We start from the raw sequence: 1,016 nt of genomic DNA, 5'->3' as shown, positions 1-1,016 counted from the left end.
TGGACAATACAGAACTGAACAATTGCGAAAAAGGTCATGGATACCAGGCAGGCTGAAATGAAGTACAGTCCCTGGTGACCAATTTGTAGTCCCAGCGCATATTTGATGATGACTTCCAATAAAACGGCCTGGGTAAAAGCGATCACCAAATAAAGAAAGCTTCGAATTACTTTATTTGAACTGTCCCGGGATAAGATGTTGAATTTCTTGTCGGCATCAAAATAGATGCCGAAGAAGATGATTAAGGCTCCAACCCAGAGGGACAGCGACATAAAGTAGGGTGTGAAGTAAGCGCCGTAATTGGGGATCGGATTGATCACATCACTTTCAACCGTCACCGGGGCACTGACGAACGTCCCCAGGCCATTTAATTTTGAAGCATCGGCATTGGCCGTATCAATGGAGGTGATCACGCCATTCTGGGCGGTAGTGATGCCGCTGTTAAGGGTGGTCTGGCCATTCGCCAAAGTGGCGGCGCCGTTGGCCAGAGTGGTGGTTCCATCGGCCAGGGTGGTCGCGCCATCGGCCAGGGCGGTGGCGCCATTGGCCACGGTACTGACACCGTTGGCCAGGGTGGCGGCTCCGGATGAAATGCTGTCAGCCGCCGTATTCAGTTGGCCGGAAGCGGCACTGACGGTTGCAATTCCGCTGTCTATCTGACTGGTGCCGGCGGATAAACCGGCCGCACCCTGAGCAATTGATTCGGCGGCACCGTTTAACTGAACTCCGGCACTCTGTAATTCCTGAATCTGCGCGGCATTATCGCTGGAAGACATTTTCTGTATGAACGCCGCAAATTGTGGGTCCTGCATCAGCTCAGGATGCTCCTGAACAAAGTAAGAAATGAAAGCGGAGGTCTGACTCACACTGCCAATCAGCGAGTCGACACCAGCCGTATAGGCCTGAATTCCGTCGTCCAGCTGGTCCGTTCCCGCCGCCAGGGTCTGGGCTCCGGTATTCAACTGGGCCGAACCGCTTTTAAGGGTGCTGAGGCCGGTATTGAAATCAGAGAATTT

At 53.1% G+C, this 1,016-nt stretch carries 1 pseudogene; it reads right to left on the bottom strand.

The window, feature by feature from the left end:
- A pseudogene (locus FZC40_RS16940) lies at positions 1 to 1,016 on the bottom strand (hypothetical protein); the annotation flags it as partial.

It is taken from the genome of Acetobacterium tundrae, from assembly GCF_008086615.1.
Classification (GTDB): Bacteria; Bacillota; Clostridia; order Eubacteriales; family Eubacteriaceae; genus Acetobacterium; species Acetobacterium tundrae.
The sequence above is the reverse complement of the archived record's forward strand: the minus strand, read 5'-3'. Positions and strand labels throughout refer to the sequence as shown.